This window comes from Mesorhizobium sp. M5C.F.Ca.ET.164.01.1.1 (genome assembly GCF_004792125.1).
In the GTDB taxonomy this organism is placed as follows: Bacteria; Pseudomonadota; Alphaproteobacteria; order Rhizobiales; family Rhizobiaceae; genus Mesorhizobium; species Mesorhizobium wenxiniae.
The window spans coordinates 1,401,457-1,419,826 of record NZ_SRTG01000001.1; the positions used below are offsets into that span (position 1 = coordinate 1,401,457).

The window sequence follows — 18,370 nt, forward strand, 5'->3', positions numbered from 1 at the left end:
AAAGGAAAGCGCAATGGACGATCATGGTGAATCGGCGGCGCTCGGCGCCGGGCTTTCCGGCGCGCTGACGGAATTCGGCCATCGGCTGATGGCGCGGGTCTACTATGCCGACACCGATTTCTCCGGCGTCGTCTACCACGCGCGCTATCTCGAATTCTTCGAGCGCGGCCGCTCCGACTATCTCCGGCTTGCCGGCGTCCATCACACCGAGCTCGCCGAGGGCAAGCATGGCGAAAAAATAATCTGGGTGGTGCGGCGCATGGAGATCGACTTCCGCGGATCCGCCCGCATGGATGACATCTTGACCATCGAGACGCGCACCGAGGACATTTCGGGCGCCCGCATCTTCATGGCGCAGCAGCTGAAGCGCGGCGGCGAGGTGTTGGTCGAGGCCCGGGTCGAGGCGGCGATCATCGGCGAGAATGGCCGGCCAAGACGTTTTCCGAAGGAATGGATTGCAGCCTTCATGCCCAAGACAAACCGGTAAGTTCAAATCGGTAAGTTACTGACGCCAATGATCCGGTGACGATGCCTGGCGGCTCGCCCAAGGCGCGGCAATGCGCCGCGCTGTACGTCCTAACCCATCCTTAACCATAACGGTTCATGAAGAGAGTGGTAAAGATTGGAGGAATCCAGCGCCTTCCTTTCACCAACATTTGCCCCGAAAAGGCCGCCAACGGTGCATTTTGGGGTTATGCCGCAAGCTTTGCGCGCGAACGGACCACAAGGGATGCCCATGGGCCAGCCGCCAGCCGTGCCCAGAAAATCTTAAGGACGTAACCATGGAAAATATCGCACTCGCCGAACCGGGCGCGCATTTGTCGATTTGGGCGCTGTTCATGCAGGCCGGCTGGGTGGTCAAGCTGGTCATGATCGGGCTGCTCTGCGCCTCGATCTGGACCTGGGCGATCATCGTCGACAAGCTCGTCGCCTATGGCCGCATGCGGCTCGCGCTCAATCGCTTCGAACAGGTGTTCTGGTCGGGGCAGTCGCTGGAAGAGCTCTACCGCACGCTCGCCGACCGAAAAACGTCGGGCATGAGCGCCATCTTCGTCGCCGCCATGCGCGAATGGAAAAAAAGCTTTGAGAAGGGCGCGAAATCGCCGCTTGGCCTGCAGACCCGCATCGACAAGGCGATGGACCTGGCGCTGACCCGCGAAATGGAAAAGCTGGAAGGACGGCTTGGCTTTCTCGCCACCACCGGCTCGGCGGCGCCCTTCATCGGGCTGTTCGGCACCGTGATCGGCATCATGACCTCATTCCAGGCGATCGCCGCATCCAAGAATACCAGCCTGTCGGTGGTCGCACCCGGCATTGCCGAAGCGCTGCTGGCCACGGCAATAGGCCTGCTCGCGGCCATCCCCGCCGTCATCGCCTACAACAAGCTGTCGTCGGACGCGAGCAAGATCGCCGTGCGCATGGAAGGGTTCGCGGACGAGTTCTCCGCCATACTCTCGCGCCAAATCGATGAAAAAGTCGCGCAGAAGACCTGAGGAACAAGCATGGGAATGTCTGTAGGCGCGGGTGGCGGGGGACGCGGTGGTCGCGGCCACAGGCGGCGCGGCCGCCATCACGCGATGATATCGGAAATCAACGTCACGCCGATGGTCGACGTGATGCTGGTGCTGTTGATCATCTTTATGGTCGCGGCGCCACTGCTGACGGTCGGCGTGCCAATCGACCTGCCGGACACGCAGGCCAAGGCGATGAATGTCGACACGCAGCCGATCACGGTCTCCATCAACTCCGCCGGCCAGATCTATCTCCAGGAGACCGAAATCGCGGTTGAGGAACTGGTGGCGAAACTGCAGGCGATCTCGAAGACCGGCTATGACGAGCGCATCTTCATCCGCGGCGACAAGTCGACGGACTATGGCACCGCCATGAAGGTGATGGCCCGCATCTCGGCCGCCGGATACAAGAATATCGGCCTGGTTTCACTGCAGGAACAGGATCAATAGACGCAAGATGAGGACCGGCCTCACCACATCGGTGATCTTGCACGCAGTGGCGATAGCCTTCGGGCTGTTCACACTGTCGGCGCCGGCTGCATTGCCGGCGTCCGATGCCGAGTCGCTGGCGGTCGAAATCGTGCCGATGGAAGCGATCGCGCAGATACAGCAGGGCGACAAGAAGGCTGCGGTGAGTGAAAAGCCGGCGCCATTGCCGACCCAGCGCCCGGACATCGTGGCCGACGCGCAGACGGTCGGTGAGAACAGCGTCGATACCGACAAGCCGCCGACGCCGGAACCCAAGCCCCAGCCGGTCGATATGGCTGAGGCGCCGCCGCCCGCGCCGACGCCGAAAGATAAGCCCAAGCCCGAGGATGTGCCGAAGCCGAAGGAACAGCCCAAGCCTGTCCCGGCGACGGAGGTCGCACCGGTCCCGCAGCCAAAGGAAGAGGTCAAGCCCGAACCGGTCAAGCAGGCGGAGCCCAAGCCGACACCGGCCAAGGAGCCGGCGCCGACGCCGCCGCAGGACAAGACCGCCGCCATCGACCCGCAGCCTGAGGTCAAGCCGGACGCCGTTGCTGAAGCAATAACGAAAGAGCAGCCCACCGAGACGACGCAGCTTCCGGACTCTGCGCCTGCCCCGCAGGCGCGGCCGAAGCCGCAGCCGGCCCAGGCCGAAAGCGCCAAGGCGCCGGAGCGCAAGGACGCCGACAAGCCGGTCAAGGAGGCCTCGTCCAAGCCGAAATCGGAAGACAAGCAGTTCAATGCCGACGAGATTTCGGCGCTGCTCGACAAGCGGAAGCCGTCCGGCGGCGGCGCCAAGCGTTCAACCCAGCAGGCATCGCTCGGCGGGGACAAGAATCAGGGCCAGAAGCTTTCAAGGTCGGAGCAGGGGGCGTTGGAGGCTCAGCTTGGTGGTTGCTGGACCCTGCCGGTAGGGCTCGAGGGTTCCGAGAATTTCATCGTCGTAGTCCGGTTCAACCTCGACGCCTCCGGCAAGCTGGACGGACGGCCATCTGTCGAAAAGTCGAGCGGAAGCCGCCCGTTCGACGAAAGTGCCGTTCGCGCGGTTCAGAAATGCGATGTGGCCGGCCTGCAGGTTCCCGCAGGCAAACAAGACATCTGGGCCGACGTGCGGGTCACCTTCGATCCGAGGGAGATGCTGGGCCTATAGGTCTGGCGGCCGTAGAATCATTGAAGAGAAGCGAGAAGACATGAAATCCATCCTCAAGCCGCTCCTGATGATCGTATCGATGGCGCTGGGCATGACTGCCGCCGCCACCTTGCCGGCGCGGGCGCTCGTTGAGCTCAACGTCAACAAAGGCAATGTCGAGCCGCTGCCGATCGCTATCACCGATTTCCAGGGCGGCGATGCGTTGGGCGCGGAGATTTCCGGCATCGTCAGCGCAGACCTGAAACGCTCCGGCCTGTTCGCGCTGATCGACAAGAGCGCCTTCATCGAAAAGATCTCCAATCCGGATGCCACGCCCCGCTTCGAGGACTGGAAGGTGATCAATGCCCAGGCGCTGGTGACCGGCAGCGTCAGCAAGGAGGCCGATGGCCGCGTCCGCGCCCAGTACAGGTTGTGGGACACCTTTGCCGGCCAGCAGATGTCGGGCGAGCAGTTCTTCGCCAACGACGCCAATACGAGGCGCGTCGCTCATATCATCGCCGATGCGATCTATGAGCGGCTGACCGGCGAGAAGGGCTATTTCGACACACGCGTCGTCTTCATCGACGAATCGGGCGCAAAGAACGCGCGCAAGAAGCGCCTCGCCATCATGGACCAGGACGGCGCCAACGTCCGCTATCTGTCGGATGGCAGGTCGATCGTGCTGACCCCGCGCTTCTCGCCAAACCGGCAGGAAATCACTTACATGTCCTATGAAAGCGGCCAGCCGAAGGTCTATCTGCTGCAGATCGAGACCGGGCAGCGCGAACTGGTCGGCGACTTTCCCGGCATGACCTTTGCGCCGCGCTTTTCGCCCGACGGCCAGAAGGTGATCATGAGCCTGCTGCGCGACGACGGCAATTCCAACATCTTCGCCATGGACCTGAGAAGCCGCTCGACGACCAGGCTCACCAATTCGACGGCCATCGACACCTCGCCGTCCTATTCGCCCGATGGTAGCAAGGTGGTGTTCACCTCCGACCGCGGCGGCCGCGCGCAGATCTATGTGATGGGCGCCGACGGTTCGGGCCAGACCCGCATCTCCTTCGGCGACGGCGTCTATTCGACGCCGGTATGGTCGCCGCGCGGCGATCTCATCGCCTTCACCAAGCAGACTGCCGGCGAATTCCAGATCGGCGTCATGCGCGTCGACGGTTCGGGCGAGCGCATCCTTTCAACCGGCTTCCAGCAGGAGGGGCCGACCTGGGCGCCCAACGGGCGGGTGCTGATGTTCTTCCGCGATTCAGCCGGCGGGCCGAAACTGGTTTCGGTCGATCTCACTGGGCGCAACGAGCAGTCGATCCCGACCGCGAATTTCGCCTCGGACCCGGCCTGGTCGCCGCTGCTCGAGTGAGAGAGGAATTGGAGAAATGAAAAATTGAAGAGATGGAGAAAACGGGATTCCTCAACTCTTCAATTCGCTCCTTTCCACGGCTTGGTCGCGTTTTAGCCGCATTTCCGCCTAGGGTCCGCGCACATCGTGGGCCCGTTGGGCGGCCCCTGGCAAAACGGCTGCGGACGGCAGCCGAAACCAAATTTTAACCGTGTTTCTTGAACGCCGGTTAACCCAAACGTGGTTACTGGACGATCAACGAAATCACTCGAATTGCGAAGGAGAGGCGGCATGGGCCGTATCGCAGCACTTACTAAAAACCCGGTAGTGATCGCGCTGGTGGCGTCGCTCGCCATTGCCGGTTGCGCCTCGAAGAAGACCCCGAACAGCGCCGCCGATCTCGGTCTCAGCGGCGCCGGGGCGGCAACGCCCGGATCGGCCCAGGACTTCACCGTCAACATCGGCGACCGCATCTTCTTCGATACGGATTCGTCCTCGATCCGCGCCGACGCGCAGACGACGCTTTCGCGACAGGCGCAGTGGCTGAACCAGTATAGGCAGTATGCCATCGTTATCGAAGGCCATGCCGACGAGCGCGGCACGCGCGAATACAATCTGGCGCTCGGCGCCCGCCGTGCCGCCGCCACCCGCGACTTCCTCGTCGCCAGGGGTGTTTCCGCCCAGCGCCTGAAGACCATTTCTTACGGCAAGGAGCGTCCGGTCGCGGTTTGCGACGACATCTCCTGCTGGTCGCAGAACCGCCGCGCCGTCACCACGCTCGGTGGCGCCGGTTCTTGATCGGCAATCCCTGATCGGCAGAAATGCAACACATATGTGCGAAAGGCGGCCGCGGCCGCCTTTTTCATGTTCGGCGCCCGTATATGGGACTTGAAACAAAATTTGGCCGAAGTTCCTGCGTCCTGCTAAGAGCCGAAGCGCCTGACGGTTCCACTCCGATCGGAAGGCACACAACAGGCTAACAATTTCACGGCGAGAGGCACATGCATTTCAGATCGGTCTTGAGCGGCACACTTGCGCTGCTGCTCGTATCAAGCATCGCCGCACTTGCTGGCGGTACGGGGGCAAGCGGTAATGAGCAACAACCGCCGAAAGGCGGCTTTTCCTTCCAGTTGCCGACGCTCAAGCTGCCCGGCATTTTCGGTGAAAGAAAGAAACCGGATCAGGTTCAATTCGCCCAGGATGGCACCGGCACTACGGCGCTGGAGGAACAGCTCCGCCGGATGAATGGCAAGATTGAGGAGCTCAACTTCCAGGTGCTGCAGATGCAGGAGCAGATCCGCAAGCAGCAGGAAGACAACGAGTTCCGCTTCCAGCAGTTGGAAGGCGGTTCGCAAGGCGCGCAGCAACCGGCCGAGCAGAAGAAGTCGGACGCCACCACCAAAACCGACAGCAGCGTCGCCGAGGCTCCGGCGATTCACGCGCCGGCCGATGCTGGCTCACCGCCCGCCGGCGACCAGAGCGGGGAGGTCATCGTCGAATCGCCGACGGGCGAACCCGGCACGGTGATCCCGGGCGCGCCGCCGAAGACGTTCGGCACCATCACCGTCGACAAGAACGGCAATGTGATCGACGCCGACGGCAACACCCAGGCACATGCACCGGCGCAGAACACTGCCCCTGCCACCAGCGACCAAGCCCCCGGTGACCAAGCCGCTGGCACGCAGGCCGGCAAGTCCGACGACACGGTGGTCGCGGCGCTGCCCGCCACCGACGACCCCGAGGAGCTTTACCGCAACTCCTATCAATTCATCCTGTCGGGCGACTACAGCACTGCCGAACAGGGTTTTCGCGACCACATCGCCCGCTTCCCCAAGGACGCCAAGGCGGCGGACGCGCATTACTGGCTGGGTGAGTCGCTGCTCGGCCAGCAGAAATACCGCGACGCGGCCGAGACTTTCCTCGCCGCCAGCAAGGACTATCCGAAGGCCAAGAAGGCTCCCGACATGCTGCTGAAGCTCGGTGTCTCGCTGGTCGGATTGAATCAGCGCGACGTGGCCTGCGCCACTTTCGGCGAGATCGGCAAGCGCTATCCCAACGTTTCCGGCACGCTCAAGGAACGCGTCAAGCAGGAAAGGGCGCTCGCGGCGTGTTAGTTTTTCTCTTGCATGTCGTTGCCCCAAAACCGGGCCCACTTTTGGGCGACATGCATTGACGCTCGAAACCGAGCCTGACCCTTCGGTTTTTTCGCAGATCGACTTTACCAACGGCGCTGTTGCGGCCGTATCCGGCGGCAGCGACTCGACCGCCCTTCTCCTTCTCCTCAAAGATCACCTCGACCGTACCGCGCCCGCAACGAAATTGCTGGCTGTGACGATCGATCACGGTCTGCGGCCGGGCTCGGCAGCGGAAGCGCAAGCCGTCGCCAGGCTTTGCCTCGGGCGCGGCATTGCCCACCGCACCCTGGTCTGGTCCGGGCGCAAGCCGTCGACCGGCATGCCGGCTGCCGCGCGAGAGGCACGCTACCGGCTGCTGGCCGAGGCAGCGCAGGCGGAAGGTATCGGCCTGATCCTGACCGGCCACACTGCCGACGACCAGGCCGAGACCGTGCTGATGCGGAAAGCACGCGAGGATGGGGCACGCCAAGATGGGCGAGGTCTCGCCGGCATGGCGCCCGCCACTCTTTACGACTGGCGGATCTGGATCGCACGGCCGCTTCTCGGCACACGGCGGGCGGCGCTGCGCGAAGTCCTGCAGCGCGCGAATGTCGGATGGGTCGAAGACCCGACCAATGAAGACGAGGCCTTCGAGAGGCCGCGTATCCGCGCAGCGCTTGCCGACCGCAATGGTACCCAGCGCGTGGAAGACGCGGTGGCGCTGGCCGCGCGGGCTGCGGTGGAGCGCGAACAGCTTGGCCATCGCGCGGCCGCGCTGATCCGCGGCTTTGCCAGCAGGCCCGCCGCCGGCCTTATCCGTCTCGATCCGGGCTTTGCGACGGCCGGCGACGAGGCGGCGGCCGTCTACGCGCTGCGCATCCTGCTGGCGACTGTCGGCGGCGTTGCCTTTCTGCCCGACCAGGTTCGCAGCGAGGCGCTGCTCGATCGGCTGAGGGCCGCCCCGTTTTGCGCCACATTGTCGCGGACGGTGATCGATGCACGGCGTGCCGGCCTCTTCCTGCGTCGCGAAACCCGCAACCTGCCGCCCGCTGCTCCTGCCGTGGACAATGCCCTTTGGGACGGCCGCCGGAGGATCAAATTGGGCGACGAGCCAGGTGCATTTTTGATCGCGCCGCTCGGCGCGGCTCGTGCCGCAAAACAGGCAATTCCCGAAGACGGCACGCCGCCAAGCCTTTTCCGCGCGGCTCTGGCGGCCGAGCCGGTGCTGTGGCTCGCAAGTGAACTTCCTGGCGAATGCCTTGGTTCGGCGCAGGACAGCCCGGTTTTGCCGGGAATGGCGGTATGCCCGGTGGTCGCGCCCTTTGCCCGCTTCCTGCCGTCCTTCGACCTGGCGCCGGCCGGAACTGTCGCCGCGCTGATCGGCGCGCCGCTGCTTCCTGCCACGCCTTTTAGCGGCCACACTGCCGGTTGATCGTGGGCGAAAGCTTAACCGCGACATGCTGTTCTGCTTGGCAAGGGAAGGCGTCATCCCTATGTTAGACCCAAGTTTCCTCTCACGACGCGTGTCCGCCAACGGACACCAACGGGACAATTGATGAATCCGAATTATCGCAATCTCGCGCTCTGGGCGATCATAGCGGTCCTGCTCATCGCTCTCTTTAATCTGTTCCAGACGCCGCAGACGCGCGGAGCAGCGAGCGATGTTCCCTATTCGCAGTTCTTGCAGGATGTCGCGGCCGGCCGGGTCAAGACGGTGACCATAGCGGGTGCCCGCATCTCGGGCACCTATACCGACACCTCTACCGGCTTCCAGACCTATTCGCCTGGTGATCCGTCACTGGTTTCGAGACTCCAGGACAAGAACGTCACCATCAACGCGCGCCCCGAATCCGACGGTTCCAATTCGCTGTTCGGCTATCTCATCTCCTGGCTGCCGATGATCCTCATCCTTGGCGTCTGGATATTCTTCATGCGCCAGATGCAGTCCGGCTCCGGCCGCGCCATGGGTTTCGGCAAGTCGAAGGCGAAGCTTTTGACCGAAGCGCATGGCCGCGTCACCTTCCAGGACGTCGCCGGCGTCGACGAAGCCAAGCAAGATCTGGAAGAGATCGTCGAATTCCTGCGTGATCCGCAGAAGTTCCAGCGGCTTGGCGGAAAGATCCCGCGCGGCGTGCTGCTTGTCGGTCCTCCCGGGACCGGCAAGACGCTGCTTGCCCGTTCGGTCGCCGGTGAGGCCAACGTCCCGTTCTTCACCATTTCCGGCTCGGACTTCGTCGAGATGTTCGTCGGCGTTGGCGCCAGCCGCGTCCGGGACATGTTCGACCAGGCCAAGAAGAATGCGCCCTGCATCATCTTCATCGACGAAATCGACGCGGTCGGCCGCCATCGCGGCGCCGGCCTCGGCGGCGGCAACGACGAGCGCGAGCAGACGCTGAACCAGTTGCTGGTCGAAATGGACGGCTTCGAATCCAATGAAAGCATCATCCTGATCGCCGCCACCAACCGGCCGGACGTGCTCGATCCGGCGCTGCTCAGGCCCGGCCGTTTCGACCGCCAGGTGGTGGTGCCGAACCCGGACATCGTCGGCCGCGAGAAGATCCTGAAGGTGCATGTGCGCAACGTGCCGCTGGCGCCCAATGTCGACCTCAAGGTGATCGCACGCGGCACGCCGGGCTTTTCCGGCGCCGACCTGATGAACCTCGTCAACGAATCCGCCCTGATGGCGGCGCGGCGTAACAAGCGCCTTGTCACCATGGCCGAGTTCGAGGACGCCAAGGACAAGATCATGATGGGCGCCGAGCGCCGCTCGTCGGCCATGACCCAGGCCGAGAAGGAACTCACCGCCTATCACGAGGCCGGCCACGCCATTCTGGCGCTGAACGTGCCGTCGGCCGATCCACTGCACAAGGCGACCATCATCCCGCGCGGCCGCGCGCTTGGCATGGTCATGCAGCTGCCGGAAGGCGACCGTTATTCGATGAGCTACAAGTACATGATCTCGCGCCTCGCCATCATGATGGGTGGCCGCGTCGCCGAGGAGTTCAAGTTCGGCAAGGAGAACATCACCTCGGGCGCCTCCTCCGACATCGAGCAGGCAACCAAGCTGGCGCGCGCCATGGTCACGCGCTGGGGCTTCTCCGACAAGCTCGGCCATGTCGCCTATGGCGATAATCAGGAAGAGGTCTTCCTCGGCCATTCGGTGGCGCGCACGCAGAACGTCTCGGAAGAGACGGCGCAGATCATCGACGCGGAAGTGCGCCGGCTGATCGACGAGGCCTATTCGACTGCGAAATCCATCCTGACCAAAAAGAAGAAGGAATGGATCGCGCTGGCGCAGGGGCTGTTGGAATATGAGACGCTGTCCGGCGAGGAGATCAAGCAGCTGATCGCTGGCCACAAGCCCGCCCGCGATCTCGGCGACGACACGCCGCCAAGCCGTGGCTCGGCCGTGCCGAAGTCCGGCAGCCGCCGCAAGAAGGGTCCGGAGCCCGAGGGCGGCATGGAGCCTCAGCCGTCAAGCTAGGGTCCGGCTCAGGAGATTGATTCGAAAACGCCGCGGCTTGGACCGCGGCGTTTTTGTTCAGGAGGTGCCGACAGCCGATCACGGCGCGAAGCCTCTCACCCCCGCCGCATTCGATCCCACAACTGGATTCGGCAATTGTTAAGTTGCAAAGGGGCTGTCCCGGCGATCTCTCAAGACCTGGGTTCCTCTCCCCCGCTTTGCAGGGCGAGGAACCCAAACTGGAATGATGCCGCGATCCTCCCGCCCTGTTCTGCAGGACTTTCCCCCTTGAGGGACCCCCTTCAGGGGAGATTGGCAGTGGCTTCGCCGGTGCCCGCAGGACCGTCCGCCGTCGCCGGCAACAGATGGCCCGCGAACCTTGCGGTTGGCGGGCCTTCCTGTCTTCAGGTGTTACTGCCGATCAGCTCTTCAGCGCGGCATTGCAAAGGCTGTAGAAGCCGCCACCCTTCTGGATCCACTTGAGGCCACCCAGCGTATCGGCCTCCTTGTTGGCGTGGTACTGGTCGCGGCAGGTGTGCATGCGGCCCTTGGCCGGGGTTTCGCTGCTATACTTGGTGGAGATCGCCTTCGGAAACGTCACACCCTGGGGAGCGGTGACGGTCGGCGTTTCCGGGTGGCTGGTGAGGCTTGCCTGATCGGCTGCCGGCATGGTGTCGTCGTCGGAACCACCGGCACCGCACTGGCTCATGCGGAAGTCGTTCCACTTCATGCCGTTCAGCGTGTTGCCGGTCTTGGCCGCCTGATATTTGGCGCTGCAATCCGCCCTGCTGAGGCCGTTGCGTGCGTTGGCAGTCGCCGCTGCCTTGGTCGTCGCTGCGGCGGGTTCCACGGTCGCGCTGGCGCCGGCGGCGCATTCGCTCTCGCGGAAGTCATTCCACTTCGTGCCTTTCAGCGTGCCGGCGGCCTTTGCAGCCTGGTATTTGGTGCTGCATTCTTTCGCCGCCAGGCCCGGTGCCGCGTCGGAAATTGCAGCGCTGGTGCTGTCCGCCGCGGCTGGCGTGGCGTCGGCGGCATCGGTGCCGCATTCTGCCTTGCGGAACTGGTTCCAGTTCTGCCCGCCAAGTGTTCCGGCATCCTTTGCCGCGTTATACTTGGTGCTGCATTCAGCCATGGTCAGCGCATTGGCGGGCGCCGCCAGGAATAAGGTCACGACGGCGAGACCCGTCAAAGTGGCAAGTCGATGGATGAGCATGCGTCTTCTCCCTCAGATGTTCACGATATGTACCAACCAAGCAATAGCACTCAACGGCTGGTTGCGCCAGAGGCTAAATGGCGTAAAATCGGTCGGAAAGTGCATTATTTCGATACAATCGTAGCCAGACCCTGTCCGCCAGGTAGATTTTCCCGAGCGCGTTTGCACGGAAAACGCGTATAGAGCGAACACAGTGAGGGACTGCCTGACATGGCGGGTTGGATCGAGTGTCACCGGTGCAGCGCAACTGAATGCCTGATCCAGGGCCACTCGACCCGCGGATTGCGAATTCAGTGCCTACTGACTGACACAACAAAGAATCCAGATGCAGTCTGAAGTTCCTGAACGCTGCTGCCGCAACCAGGGCAGGAAACTTGAAAATCCACGCACGAGCGTGACACAAAACACACAAAACAACAATTTTCTAAGGATTGATGACCTATAATCATGCATTGTGATGATAGGGCTCGGGCCAATTTATGGCATGACGTGCCGGAAAAGAACCATCGGGAAGCTGGCTAGCATGGCAGGAAGTTATTTCGGTACGGACGGCATTCGCGGGCGCGCCAACAGGTTTCCAATGACGGCGGAGGTCGCCATGAGGGTCGGCATGGCCGCCGGCCTTTCGTTCCAGCGCGGCAACCATCGCCACCGCGTCGTACTCGGCAAGGACACCAGGCTTTCTGGCTACATGATCGAGAATGCGATGGTGTCGGGCCTGTGCGCCGCCGGCATGGACGTGTTCCTGCTCGGCCCGATTCCGACGCCCGCGGTCGCCATGCTGGTGCGCTCGTTGCGCGCCGACATCGGCGTGATGATCTCGGCCTCGCACAATCCCTACTACGACAACGGTATCAAGCTGTTCGGCCCAGACGGCTACAAGCTCTCCGATGAGATCGAGGAGCGCATCGAGGGGATGCTCCACAAGGATATCGACCTGGCGCTCGCCGATTCGGACGGGCTCGGCCGCGCCAAGCGCGTCGACGGCGTCCATGACCGCTACATCGAATTCGCCAAGCGCACGCTGCCGCGGTCGATGTCGCTTTCGGGCCTGCGCATCGTCGTCGATTGCGCCAACGGCGCCGCCTACAAGGTGGCGCCCGAGGCGCTGTGGGAGCTCGGCGCCGAGGTCGTCGCCATCAATGTCGAGCCCAACGGCTTCAACATCAACAAGGAGTGCGGCTCGACCCATCCGGCCGGCCTGCAGAAGAAGGTCCACGAAGTGCGCGCCGATATCGGCATCGCGCTCGACGGCGATGCCGACCGCGTCGTCATCGTCGACGAGAACGGCGCGATCGTCGATGGCGACCAGATCATGGCACTGATCGCCGAATCCTGGCATCAGAGCGGACGGCTGGCCGGCGGCGGCGTCGTCTCGACGGTGATGTCCAATCTCGGCCTCGAACGCTTCCTCGGCGACATGAACCTGCAGTTGCACCGCACCAAGGTCGGCGACCGCTATGTCGTCGAGCACATGCGTGCGCACGGCCTGAATGTCGGCGGCGAACAGTCGGGCCACATCGTGCTGTCCGATTTTTCCACCACCGGCGACGGCCTCGTCTCGGCGCTCCAGGTGCTCGCCTGCATCAAGCGGCAAAACCGGCCGGTCAGCGAACTGTCGAAGAAATTTGCGCCGGTGCCGCAGCTGCTGAAGAACGTCCACATTTCCGGCGGCAAGCCGCTCGAGGAAGCCCTGGTCAAGGCGGCGATCGAAGATGGACGCCACCGCCTGGGCAAGGCTGGCCGCCTGGTCATCCGGCCATCCGGCACGGAACCGCTCATCCGCGTCATGGCGGAAGGCGACGATCAGCAGCTGGTCGAGGCCGTCGTCAACGACATCGTCGAGGTCATTTCGGAAACGCGCAGCGCCGCCTGATCCTGCAGCTTTTGCCAGTTTGAAAGCCCGCCGTTCGGCGGGCTTTTTTGTTGGGTTGCATTCCAATGAATCCAGGGAAACGACGCGAAATCCTGAAAGATTTAGAGGTACATGGTTAAGCGATACGGTTAAACGCGTTTTAACTTTTCCAATTCATTATCCATGACTGAAGCCAATCAGATTCGGACGCGTTCGCTGTGCCGAGGGTTCTCAGGGGTGACAAGCATGTTCAATACAGCAAGAATGGCCCTCTTTGCCGCGCTGCTCGCGGGCGTGGCCGGACCAGTGTTCGCTGCCGACTTCGTCGAGCCGCCCGTGGTCGAGCCGGCCCCGCCGCTGCCCGTCTACGAGCAGCCGGTCGAATATGGCGGCTGGTACATTCGCGGCGACATCGACTACCACTGGTCGAAGTTCCGCGGCGGCGACTACATCACCTACGGGCCGGATCCTGGCACCGGCCGCTTTGACAGCGGCAAGCTGGAGGGCGCCTTCTCGGCCGGCGCCGGCGTCGGTTACCAGATCAACCAGCATTTTCGCACCGACCTGACCGCGGACTGGATGAGCAAATCCGATTTCCGCGGCTCGACCAGCGGCATCTGCCTCGATGGAGATCCCTGCACTTCGACCGACACCTCGTCCTATACGGCGCTGCTGCTTCTCGCCAACGCCTATGTCGATATCGGCACATGGCACGGCATCACTCCCTATGTCGGCGCCGGCATCGGCGGTGCCTGGGTCAAGTGGGATACGCTGCATAACGTCACTGAGGACGGTTCGTTTGAGCATAGCGGCGGCAAGGGCTGGCGTTTTGCCTATGCCGCCATGGCTGGCGCATCCTACTGCCTGACCGATCGTGTCAAGCTCGATGTCGGCTACCGCTACAGCCATATCGAAGGCGGTAAGATGTTCGACTTCGCCAGCGGCGTCGGTCCGGGCCATGACAAAGGCATCAATGTGCACGAAGTGCGCGGCGGCCTGCGCTACCAGTTCGGCAACTCGGGCTGCGCCCAGCCGGAGCCGATCGCCTACGAACCCGAACCGGTCTACACCAAGTAATCTCTCGAGAGCAGGTTTGCGAACCGCCCGGCAAAAGCCGGGCGGTTTTCGTTTGCCCGGGAAAGCGCGTCAAAATCAATTCGCTAACCCCTTGTTATCCTTAACCGCCACTTAACCAATATGGTTAACAATGATTCCTGAAACGTCGCTCGCGATCGCGAATGGCGCCACCTTCGGGAGCCGGGATTATGACTGTCAAATCGCGTATGGCGCTGGCGCTTTCAGCAATCGCCCTGACGCCGCTGTCGCAGGCACTTGGTGCCGACTACGATCCGCCGATCTATGTCGACCAGGCGCCGGATTATGTGCCGGTCGAAGTTGGTTCGGGATGGTATCTGCGGGGCGATGTCGCTTATTTGCCGGAAAAGAGTTTCGAAGATGAGGACTTCGCCTTCACACCGGCGAGCTTCAGCGACAATGAAGATCCGATCTTTGCCAGCATCGGCTTCGGCTACCATTTCAACGACTATCTGCGTGCCGATCTCAATTTCGGCTATCTGCCCGGCAACAAGATCGGCGTCGGCTATGATGACGGAACGACCGTGGCATCAGCGTCCCTGAAGAACTACGCCTTCTCGGGCATGCTCAATGGCTATGTCGATCTTGGCACCTATGTCGGGATCACGCCCTATCTCGGCGCGGGTATCGGAATCGTCCAGAGCAATCGCAAGCTTTCGGCGAGCTATTTCACCGACAACAATGACCCTACCGACGATTTTGTTCTGCAGGACGACAAGACCCAGTATTCCTTTGCCTATACGCTTAATGCGGGCCTTGCCTATCAAGTGTCCAAGAATGTTTCCGTCGATCTGGGCTATCAGTACTTTTCCGCGCCCGACGCCGAATATGCGACTGCCGAGAGTCTAACTTCATATACGATCGACAAAGGGATCAGCAATCATCAGGTCAAGCTCGGGTTGCGCTATGACCTCTGGTAGGAGCTGCGCGGGCGACAATCAAGACGGCGGATCTTCGGGTCCGCCGTTTGCGTTTTAAGCCATGGCATTTTCGCCGCGTGCGACCAGTGTCCTGCCAGCGACAAAAACTTTCCCCTTGACGCCTGACGCCTGAACGCATATCGCCGTCCGTGGGCCACCCCTCCCCAACGAGGGGCCACTATCTGGAAGGATAGACCACAATGACGACGCGTACGAAGCCCGGACTCCGTCCGGCAAATCCCAATTTTTCCTCAGGTCCCTGTGCAAAACGTCCCGGCTGGTCGGTCGAGGCGCTGACCAATGCTGCGCTCGGACGCTCGCACCGCGCCAAGATCGGCAAGACCAAGCTCGAACAAGCGATTGAGCTGACGCGGGAAGTTCTCCAGATTCCGGCGGATTATCGCATCGGCATCGTGCCGGCGTCGGACACCGGCGCGGTCGAGATGGCGCTGTGGTCGCTGCTCGGCCAACGTGGCGTCGACATGGTCGCCTGGGAGAGTTTCGGTTCCGGCTGGGTCACCGATGTGGTCAAGCAGCTGAAGCTTGCCGACATGCGCAGGATCGAAGCCGGTTACGGCGCGCTGCCGGATCTGACAAAAATCGACTTCGACCGCGATGTGGTCTTCACATGGAACGGCACGACATCAGGCGTGCGTGTGCCGAACGGCGATTTCATTCCGGCCAGCCGCAAGGGCCTGACCATCTGCGACGCGACGTCGGCGGCCTTTGCGCAAAAGCTCGATTTCCAGAAGCTCGATGTCGTCACCTTCTCCTGGCAGAAGGTGCTGGGCGGCGAAGGTGCGCACGGCATGCTGATCCTCAGCCCGCGCGCCGTCGAGCGGCTGGAAAGCTACAAGCCCGCCTGGCCGCTGCCGAAAATCTTTCGCCTCACCTCGGGCGGCAAGCTCATCGAAGGCATCTTCAAGGGCGAGACCATCAACACGCCATCGATGCTGTGCGTCGAGGACTATCTCGACGCGCTGCGTTGGGCGAAGTCGATCGGCGGCCTCGACGCGTTGATTGCCCGCGCCGACGCCAATGCCGCCGTTATCGACGGTTTTGTCGACAAATCTGCATGGCTCGGCCACCTGGCCACCGACCCGGCGACGCGGTCGAATACGTCCGTCTGTCTTTCCTTTACCGACCCGGATGTCGCTGGGCTCGATGCCGACGGACAAGCGGCGTTCGCCAAGGGCATCGTCTCGACGCTCGACAAGGAAGGCGTCGCCTACGATATCGGCGCCTATCGCGATGCGCCGCCCGGCCTGCGCATCTGGTGCGGCGCGACGGTCGAGACCTCCGACCTCAAAGCGCTGCTGCCTTGGCTCGACTGGGCCTTTGCCGCACAAAAGGCATCGCTCAAGGCGGCCGCCTGATTCCCTCCCCCTTTGAGGGGAGGGTGGCCCGGAGGGCCGGGTGGGGTTGCCTCCACCAACTCAACGGTCCGCCATCCAGAAAAGATTTCGGCCGCGTCCGGCCGCAACGACCCCACCCCGGCGCTTCGCGCCGACCCTCCCCTCAAGGGGGAGGGGCGCCAATCGCAAAGGACCAAGCTCATGCCCCGCGTTCTCGTCTCAGACAAACTCTCCACCACCGCCGTTCAGATTTTTAGGGATCGCGGCATCGACGTCGACTACCTGCCCGATCTCGGCAAGGACAAGGAAAAGCTGCTCGAAGTGATCGGCCAGTATGACGGCCTCGCCATCCGGTCGGCGACCAAAGTCACCGAAAAGCTGATCAACGCCGCCACCAGGCTCAAGGTGGTCGGCCGCGCCGGCATCGGCGTCGACAATGTCGACATCCCGGCGGCGAGCCGCAGGGGCATCATCGTCATGAACACGCCGTTCGGCAATTCGATCACCACCGCCGAGCATGCCGTCGCCATGATCTTCGCGCTGGCCCGCCAGATACCGGAAGCCAATGCCTCGACCCATGCCGGAAAATGGGAAAAGAATCGCTTCATGGGCATCGAGATCACCGGCAAGACGCTGGGCATCATCGGCTGCGGCAATATCGGCTCGATCGTGGCCACGCGCGGCGTCGGCCTGAAGATGCACGTAATCGCCTTCGACCCGTTCCTGTCGGACAGCCGCGCCGAGGAGCTCGGCGTCGAGAAGGTCGAACTGGACGAGCTGTTCACCCGCGCCGATTTCATCACTCTGCACACGCCATTGACCGACAAGACGCGCAACATCATCGACGCCGCGGCGATCGCCAAAATGAAGACCGGCGTGCGCATCATCAACTGCGCCCGTGGCGGGCTGATCGTCGAGGCCGACCTGATCGCGGCGTTGAAAAGCGGCAAGGTGGCGGGCGCTGGCATCGATGTGTTCGAGGTAGAGCCGGCGGAGAAAAGTGAGCTGTTCGGCATGGAGCACGTGGTGGCGACGCCGCATCTCGGCGCGTCGACGATGGAGGCGCAGGAGAATGTCGCCCTGCAGGTCGCCGAGCAGATGGCCGACTATCTGATCAAGGGCGCTGTTTCCAACGCCATCAACATGCCGTCGATCACCGCCGAGGAGGCGCCGCGCCTGAAGCCTTTCGTCAAGCTTGCCGAAGTGCTCGGCGCCTTTGTCGGCCAGGTCACCGAGGATCCGATCAAGGAGGTCGAGATACTGTTCGACGGCTCGACCGCGACGATGAACACGCGCGCGCTGATCAGCGCCACTCTTGCCGGGCTGATCCGGCCGCAGGTCTCCGACGTCAACATGGTGTCGGCGCCGATCATGGTGAAGGAGCGCGGCATCATCGTCGCCGAGGTCAAGCGCGACAAATCCGGCGTGTTCGACGGCTACATCAAGCTGACGGTCAAGACCGAGCACAGGACGCGTTCGATCGCCGGCACCTGCTTCTCGGACGGCAAGCCGCGCTTCATCCAGATCAAGGGCATCAACCTCGACGCCGAGGTCGGCCAGCACATGCTCTACACGACGAATGCCGATGCGCCGGGCATCATCGGCCTGCTCGGCACGGTCTGCGGCGAGAACGGCGTCAACATCGCCAACTTCCAGCTCGGCCGCAACCGGCCTGGCGGCGATGCCATTGCACTGCTTTATCTCGATGCGCCGTTCCCGGAAAACGTGCTGGAACAGGTGCGGGCGCACAAGTCGATCGACTCCGCCAAGCGGCTGCATTTCGATGTGGGCGCCTGAATCATGCCCGCGCGGCCCGCGTGCTATCAAGCACGCGGGGCGTTTCGACAATGTGGCTGACAGGCTCTGGATTGCATCATCCCCGTGCGGCATCGAATTTTT

General features: G+C 62.7%; 15 protein-coding genes. 14 read left to right on the forward strand and 1 reads right to left on the reverse strand.

From position 1 onward, the window contains the following. Positions 1-13: 13 nt before the first annotated feature. The 9 genes from ybgC to ftsH all read left to right on the forward strand — a co-directional run bounded on the left by ybgC (position 14) and on the right by ftsH (position 10,054). A complete protein-coding gene (gene ybgC, locus EN807_RS06790; RefSeq protein ID WP_135934369.1) occupies positions 14-487 on the forward strand; it encodes a tol-pal system-associated acyl-CoA thioesterase in 474 nt (157 codons plus the stop codon). Between the two features lie 295 nt (positions 488-782). Next, complete coding sequence (gene tolQ / locus EN807_RS06795; RefSeq protein WP_127314509.1) at positions 783-1,493, forward strand: protein TolQ; 711 nt, start codon at positions 783-785, stop codon at positions 1,491-1,493. A 9-nt stretch (positions 1,494-1,502) separates the two neighbouring features. After that, positions 1,503-1,961, forward strand: a complete 459-nt coding sequence (gene tolR / locus EN807_RS06800; protein WP_135934370.1) for a protein TolR — start codon at positions 1,503-1,505, stop codon at positions 1,959-1,961. Between the two features lie 7 nt (positions 1,962-1,968). Beyond that, positions 1,969-3,126 (forward strand): TonB family protein, encoded by a 1,158-nt coding sequence (locus EN807_RS06805; protein ID WP_135934371.1) that lies wholly within the window; start codon positions 1,969-1,971, stop codon positions 3,124-3,126. Positions 3,127-3,193: 67 nt separating this feature from the next. Continuing rightward, positions 3,194-4,477: a Tol-Pal system beta propeller repeat protein TolB gene (gene tolB / locus EN807_RS06810; protein WP_246684139.1), complete on the forward strand. Its 1,284-nt coding sequence runs from the start codon at positions 3,194-3,196 to the stop codon at positions 4,475-4,477. A gap of 270 nt (positions 4,478-4,747) precedes the next feature. Continuing rightward, positions 4,748-5,254 (forward strand): peptidoglycan-associated lipoprotein Pal, encoded by a 507-nt coding sequence (gene pal, locus EN807_RS06815; RefSeq protein ID WP_135934373.1) that lies wholly within the window; start codon positions 4,748-4,750, stop codon positions 5,252-5,254. 203 nt (positions 5,255-5,457) lie between these two features. After that, positions 5,458-6,570, forward strand: coding sequence for a tol-pal system protein YbgF (gene ybgF, locus EN807_RS06820; protein WP_135934374.1), 1,113 nt, complete (start codon positions 5,458-5,460; stop codon positions 6,568-6,570). A 55-nt stretch (positions 6,571-6,625) separates the two neighbouring features. Beyond that, complete coding sequence (tilS, locus tag EN807_RS06825; protein ID WP_135934375.1) at positions 6,626-8,002, forward strand: tRNA lysidine(34) synthetase TilS; 1,377 nt, start codon at positions 6,626-6,628, stop codon at positions 8,000-8,002. Between the two features lie 123 nt (positions 8,003-8,125). Further along, positions 8,126-10,054, forward strand: coding sequence for an ATP-dependent zinc metalloprotease FtsH (gene ftsH, locus EN807_RS06830; RefSeq protein ID WP_065011263.1), 1,929 nt, complete (start codon positions 8,126-8,128; stop codon positions 10,052-10,054). A gap of 400 nt (positions 10,055-10,454) precedes the next feature. Here the strand turns inward: ftsH and EN807_RS06835 are convergent, their stop codons facing one another. Continuing rightward, on the reverse strand, positions 10,455-11,246 hold the full coding sequence (locus EN807_RS06835; RefSeq protein WP_135934376.1) for a hypothetical protein: 792 nt from the start codon (positions 11,244-11,246) through the stop codon (positions 10,455-10,457). A 523-nt stretch (positions 11,247-11,769) separates the two neighbouring features. Between EN807_RS06835 and glmM the strand changes: the two genes are divergently transcribed. From glmM to serA, 5 genes are all read left to right on the forward strand, one after another. After that, entirely contained in the window at positions 11,770-13,122 is a 1,353-nt protein-coding gene (gene glmM / locus EN807_RS06840; protein ID WP_135934377.1) for a phosphoglucosamine mutase, read from the forward strand. 225 nt (positions 13,123-13,347) lie between these two features. Continuing rightward, a complete protein-coding gene (locus EN807_RS06845; RefSeq protein WP_135934378.1) occupies positions 13,348-14,178 on the forward strand; it encodes an outer membrane protein in 831 nt (276 codons plus the stop codon). 188 nt (positions 14,179-14,366) lie between these two features. Beyond that, entirely contained in the window at positions 14,367-15,116 is a 750-nt protein-coding gene (locus EN807_RS06850; protein ID WP_135934379.1) for an outer membrane protein, read from the forward strand. Between the two features lie 200 nt (positions 15,117-15,316). Next, positions 15,317-16,492 carry a phosphoserine transaminase gene (locus EN807_RS06855; protein WP_135934380.1) on the forward strand — a complete coding sequence of 392 codons (1,176 nt, stop codon included), beginning with the start codon at positions 15,317-15,319 and terminating at the stop codon, positions 16,490-16,492. A 180-nt stretch (positions 16,493-16,672) separates the two neighbouring features. Further along, a complete protein-coding gene (gene serA, locus EN807_RS06860) occupies positions 16,673-18,268 on the forward strand; it encodes a phosphoglycerate dehydrogenase (protein ID WP_135934381.1) in 1,596 nt (531 codons plus the stop codon). Positions 18,269-18,370 lie beyond the last annotated feature (102 nt).